This window comes from Streptococcus equinus (assembly GCF_900104225.1).
GTDB classification, from domain to species: Bacteria; Bacillota; Bacilli; order Lactobacillales; family Streptococcaceae; genus Streptococcus; species Streptococcus equinus_D.
Genome location: NZ_FNJK01000012.1, coordinates 1 through 5,768, shown reverse-complemented (window position 1 = coordinate 5,768; position 5,768 = coordinate 1). Strand labels below are relative to the sequence as shown.

The 5,768-nt window shown below is 31.6% G+C and carries 8 protein-coding genes; all 8 read left to right on the top strand.

Annotated elements, in window-relative coordinates:
* A partial coding sequence (locus tag BLP98_RS09420) for a hypothetical protein (protein ID WP_159427433.1) occupies positions 1-338 on the top strand: 338 nt, incomplete at its 5' end.
* Positions 328-1,143, top strand: a complete 816-nt coding sequence (locus tag BLP98_RS09145; protein WP_074482996.1) for a tetratricopeptide repeat protein — start codon at positions 328-330, stop codon at positions 1,141-1,143. The genes BLP98_RS09420 and BLP98_RS09145, both read left to right, overlap by 11 nt.
* Positions 1,144-1,258: 115 nt before the next feature.
* The gene (locus tag BLP98_RS09140; RefSeq protein ID WP_142349376.1) at positions 1,259-1,492 is read left to right on the top strand and encodes a hypothetical protein; all 234 of its coding nucleotides are present in this window, start codon (positions 1,259-1,261) and stop codon (positions 1,490-1,492) included.
* 659 nt (positions 1,493-2,151) lie between these two features.
* Positions 2,152-2,970 carry a hypothetical protein gene (locus tag BLP98_RS09135; protein ID WP_074482994.1) on the top strand — a complete coding sequence of 273 codons (819 nt, stop codon included), beginning with the start codon at positions 2,152-2,154 and terminating at the stop codon, positions 2,968-2,970.
* Positions 2,963-3,271, top strand: coding sequence for a DUF4176 domain-containing protein (locus BLP98_RS09130; protein WP_074482993.1), 309 nt, complete (start codon positions 2,963-2,965; stop codon positions 3,269-3,271). The genes BLP98_RS09135 and BLP98_RS09130 overlap by 8 nt, the downstream gene beginning before the upstream one ends.
* A 102-nt stretch (positions 3,272-3,373) precedes the next feature.
* A complete protein-coding gene (locus BLP98_RS09125) occupies positions 3,374-4,264 on the top strand; it encodes a hypothetical protein (protein WP_074482992.1) in 891 nt (296 codons plus the stop codon).
* A 28-nt stretch (positions 4,265-4,292) separates the two neighbouring features.
* Positions 4,293-4,565, top strand: coding sequence for a DUF4176 domain-containing protein (locus BLP98_RS09120; RefSeq protein ID WP_234792822.1), 273 nt, complete (start codon positions 4,293-4,295; stop codon positions 4,563-4,565).
* A gap of 224 nt (positions 4,566-4,789) precedes the next feature.
* Positions 4,790-5,768, top strand: a 979-nt coding sequence (locus tag BLP98_RS09115) for a T7SS effector LXG polymorphic toxin (protein ID WP_234792821.1), incomplete at its 3' end; no start/stop codon positions are given.

Here is a 5,768-nt window from a genome sequence, read left to right as displayed (position 1 = left end):
ATTTCGCATTGCCACAACAAGCCACAAACGATGTAGCGACCCTAAAAGAAAAAGTCACTTTCGAACAAGGCCAATACCTGAGAGATGGTGGGGGAAAAACGAGAGGTCCAGAGTGGTCGGATATAAAGACTTCTTTTTCTAATGCTACGGATACAACAGTAAAAACTGCAAAAAGTACAGGTGACTTTGTTTGGAATCATTTTGGTGAAATTGCAGTTGGAATACTTGTTGGTGCTGTGATTGGTGCAGGTATTATTTTAGCTTCACCTGAATTACTTGTAGGTGGAGCAATAAGTTTGGTTATAGAGAATAATGAGGTTTCAAATAATGAAAGATAAGTATGTACAGAAGTTAAGCAAAAAGAGTGGAAAAGAAATTGTTGTTGGTATCAAAAAAATGCAGTATTTTTTGTTTGCATTATTAATAATACTAGCACTTGTAGGAATTTATTGGTATAGCATAACACTAAATAGTGATAATAAAAATTTTACAAATATTATTTTTATATTTATGATTATGATTGCTTTCCTTATTTTTGCCTTTTTTCTTTGCTTTAGTAGGATTTTATCATCTATTATTGACTTTGTTTTTTATGAACAGATTGATTTTGAAAAATATTTAGAAATATTGGATATTTTATATAAAATAGAGAAAAATAAAAAGATAAAAAAAGAATATTTTCAAATTAATCGATTTGGTATGGGACAAGTAGAATATTTTTCTGGGAACTTTGAAAAAAGTTTACATATTCTCGAGAGAATCGATCTTTCTAAGGTGACATTAAGGCATCGCGATTTTTATCAGAATAGTATTCTTTATTTTAAATGTCTCAACTATATAATGTTAAAAGATGTTAAAAAAGTTGAAGAGATGCATCAATCATTTAGAACTAATTCTAGAGAAAACTCTGTACAAAATATTTTGGAAATTATAAAAGGCAACGTAAGCGACTATGTTTTTGAGTCTGAACCACGTACAAAGTTAGTGAAGATTGGGAGATGTTATTACCAAGCACTTAATTATTTAAATGCTAATGATAAATCCTCTGCCAAAGAAAACTTCCAAAAAATCGCAAATGAAAATCCAGAACTTTTCTATGTTCGTGAGGCTAAGAAGTATTTGGAGGAATTAGATAATAAATAGAGAACATTTACCGATTGGGACTGTCGTTCGTGTAATGTTCAATAATATTTCAAAAAAAATATCAAAAATGTCGACTGAGAATATTCAAAACTATCAGTTTCGTATAAAACTGTTAATGTTTTTACTTACAATTATTTATATTATCGGTACGTTTTTTCTGCTTAGTAAGGACATGATGTTTGTTTTTTGGCTATTAACTATCGCAATGGTAACATTTATATTTTTTTATCCATTTATAGCTGCTGCTATAACAAAAGAAGTTTACATGATTTTAACTGATGCCTTATTTCCAGAGCCTTATCTTAAAGCATTAGATGAAATTTCATCATACAAATATCAAGGAAGATAAAGAAATTCTCTTATATGATAACCTGTATGGTTGCCAAATGTACTTTTGAAAGCTCAGTATCAAGCAAGGAAAAAGGTTGATTTTACTTTTAATCGTTCAGGTTTGAACAATATTAAGTCAGGAGATACTAAGCTGAAAAAGGAGGATTAACCTTACCAGTTTCTGGGTCAGCTATAGAGAATTATCCATCATATGATGTTACTGCAACTTCTAAGGGGATCGCTGGTGTATCAGGCAGTATCGGAAATGAAAAGTCTAAGACAACATATGGTGTTAAGTATATCAATGGCGCTCTGGCAGCCTATACCAGCAATGAATCAAACTTCACCTTACCTCAAGAAAATAGAAACGGAGTCCCTAACCTAAAAGAAAAAGCCACTTTTGAACAAGGACAATACCTAAGAGATGGTGGGGGAAAAACGAGGGGACCAGAATGGTCGGATATAGGTGAAGGTTTACTCAATGTTGGAAAAGCAACTTTTGAAGTTGGAAAGTATGTTGCTGCAGGTACGGTTATTGTTGGAGGTGTCGCTTTGGGAGGTTATGTAGCATTTCAAAGTTTTGGAACTGCTGGTGCTTGTTGGTTATGGAATAGCAGTATCATCTATAGTCCTTGCAGAACAAATTATAGATGACAAAGAAGATAAAGGAGGAATTTAATGTCATTACCTAATATAGATAATATCTCAAATGAAGAACTTTACTTTAAGCCTAAAAAGAGATTTTTATTTTTTTCCCCTTTTTTGATTTTGCTTCTTGGTTTCGTTATAATCAGTATTTTAAAAAATCATTTTCAATTAACAGTGTTGTCTACGCTTGTTGCAATTATTTATTTTGGTTTACTATTTTATCTTTTTAAGGAAAATCAAAAGGATAAACAATTAATCGAGGATATTTTATATCAAAATCTTGATATAAAAAGATATCTTTCATACTTAGATTATGTTTTACAAAGACAAAAAAATAAAGAGAAGAATGTTTATTTGAATAATCGAATAATTGTTGATTTTTATAAAGGAAATTTTGAAGCTGCTTGCTTGGCGTTTGGTAATGAATCGATATCTTCAAAAAATAAGAACTCGCCTGAAAATAGTTTATTAGTTCAAAAATACTATCATATTTTGAGTGCAATTCATTCCTTTAAGGATGACAACTATATTAATCAGCTATTTTTAGAGTTTGAAAATATTAGTTTAAAAAATAATAAGAATAAAAAGCTTAAGGAAGTTCTTTTACAAAATTGTTCTGAAATACGTCAGTTAATCATTTTAAATAAAAATCTATCAGAAATCTCAAAAATGAAATCTAGTAAAAAATTGATTCAATTGATGTTTGATTACTATGAAGGAAGAAATCAGCTTATTAAAGAAAATAAATTTGCTGCCAAAGAAAACTTCCAAAAAATCGCAAATGAGAATCCAGAACTTTTCTACGTTCGTGAGGCTAAGAAATATTTGGAGGAATTAGATAATGAATAGAGAGCATTTGCCAATTGGGACTGTCGTTCGTGTGAATGGTGGTTCGCAGAGTTTAATGATTACGACACTTTTTCCTGTCACTGAAAAACATGGACAGAAGGGGTATTTTGATTTTGGAGCAGTGCCTCTTCCTTTAGGAGTGGTTAATCAGGATTTAGCTTTTTTCAACAAAGAAGATATTGATGAAGTTCTCTTTTTGGGCTATGTTGATGTGTCATTTCAGCAATTGATCGCTAATTACGATGAACTCATTTCAAATATTCAATATCCTAAATTTACAGTTGAAGGTTATAAAAAATAAAGAAGTGGACCGCTTATATCAAAGTAGAATACAATTGTAGGCTATTCTTATAAGATGTATCCTTTTTTATAGTTAGTATCAAGAAGTATTTGGAATAGAAAAATGAAAAAATCTATATTTAACGCAAGTTTTGAAGAAAGTTTGAATTTATACGATGATCGAATGGTTTTGTATGCTATAAATCATTTTTTAAAAGAGGTTGAAACAGAAGAAAAAATGGCACTAAGAGGAACACTAAAATCAACTGTATGGCTCTGTGTTTTAACTGTTATTTTTGTTTTTGGTTTAAATTTACTACCTGCTTTTTTATCCGATTTATTGTTTAGAGGTGGTGGTTTTAACAACTTTTTAGTACCACCGACTACTAACTTTATGACATACAAGCTCTATTATATTTTGGGAATTATATGGTTGGGAGTTGTTCTTTTGGGGAAATTTTTTAATCAATACTTTATTTTGGGATATCGAGGACATTTTCATATTTTTGTGACATATATATTATGGCTTTTGATTGAGTTTAACCTATTTTTTATTACATTTATTTTTCCAACATTAGGAAAATGGAATTCAATAATATTTTTTTTACTGAATGTTATTATTATTGTTATGGTGATTTATTTTAGAAATCAGTCACTAAAAAGAAATTTGTATGGAGATATTGATAGAATTTCTAAAAGTGATAAGTGCTTTCAATTTTTGAAAAATTATGGTGGTTTAATTCTATTTACACTTGTTCTTGTCAAATTTTTTATAAAAAGTAGAGATTTGAATTTTACTGATAATGTAACTTTCTTAGGCTTTTTATTACTTCTTTTTACTGCAAATATTATAATTTCAATATTTGAGGTATATTTAATATTTCCTTACATGCTTACAGCCTACTACAAACTCAAATACTCAGAAGAATATCGTAATTGGGAAGGTAAATCTCTTGAAGAATGGTATGGGAAAAAATATTTGAAAAAACACAAGGAGTTAACAAAGAATGAATAAGTCAAAAGAATTATTACCGTTATGAAGTATTGTTTATCTTGAAGAAGGGACACAAAAGTTAGTGATTGTTGGTCGTGGGGCTATTTTTGAAGATCCAGAAACTGGTGAACAGGTCTTTGCGGACTATATTGGTGTTCTCTATCCCGCAGGACTGCAAACAAATTCAACTTTGTTCTTCCAACATGAGAATATCGATGAAGTGGTTTTTGAGGGTTATCATGATGATGAAGAAGACAGATTTTTAAAAGTTTATCATGAGTGGGAAGAAAAATTGAAAATTCCCCGAAAGCAGATTGATTGATTTTAAGACGTTTTTGCGCTTTTTCTGTATCTGTTAACGCTAGAAGCGACTGTTAGAATCGGAGTCTGTTTTGAGTGAAAAACAAGAAGAAATTATTTTAGAACTTAAATACAGCAAAAGCCACCTGTAGAGCTCATTCAGGTGTTTTTGGCTGTATTTCTGAAAACTGTTTCAATTTATGATATAATGATTAGAAAATATCGGTTAAATTTTGGGAGAGATTTATGAAGATTAAGATGAGTGAGGTAATAGCGCAGCGCGATAGCCTCAAAAGCTCTATCAGCCAAACAAAGAGTCAACTATCAAGTGCCAAGAAAAAGCTTAAAAGCGCAGCCAATTCAGAGGCTCTAAAAGGTGATGTCAAAGATGCGATTGATAACAAAATTAATAACTACCAAGTACCTTTGTTGACCAATTACGTGAACAGCTTGGATGTCATATCACAAGGTTATGACAATCTCATCAGCACTTTTAAGAGTATTGTGAGTGAAAATAGCGACTCTGCCATTATCGACACGGATGTCTTACAACAAATGGTGGATAAGTTCGGCTCACCACTAGAACAGTTAAAGACAAGCTCAGACGCGATTAATAAGGCAATTGACGATGTCGCAGACATTATTACTTTGAATAAGGTCACAACGGATGATGCCATTTCAGAATTTAGAGGCGCGAAGAAAGTCCTGACCAACACCATCAAGGACATGGGGACGTTTAACAACACAGTCTTTACCAGCGAAGCAGGCGACATCCTAGACGAACAAAACACGCAAATTACAAGCTTATCTGACCTAGGAAGTGGTTCGTATACTAGCAAAAAAGCTAAGGATTTCTACAAGAAAACAGCTTTTAAAACAGAAGTTAAAGAAACTAAGCTTGTTGTTAGCGGTAAGGCTAGACGTGATCAGCTTAAAAGTGACCTAGCTAAGGAACTTCAAACATCAAAATATAGTGGGTACATGAATTTATCAGGTGCAATGGCACTTGCGACAGCTATGCCAATTGCCCTAACTTGGAAAAAAGGTGCTAAGATTAATAAAACCTTATCTAAACCAGGTGGTCCGAGTGAAAAAGACTTAGAAAGTATTGGCGTAGGGACTAAGGAAAGTAAAGAAATTCTCTTATATGATAATCTGTATGGTTACGCAAAATATACTTTTGAAACGTCAGTTTCCAACAAAGGAAAAGTTGCCTTTACTTTTA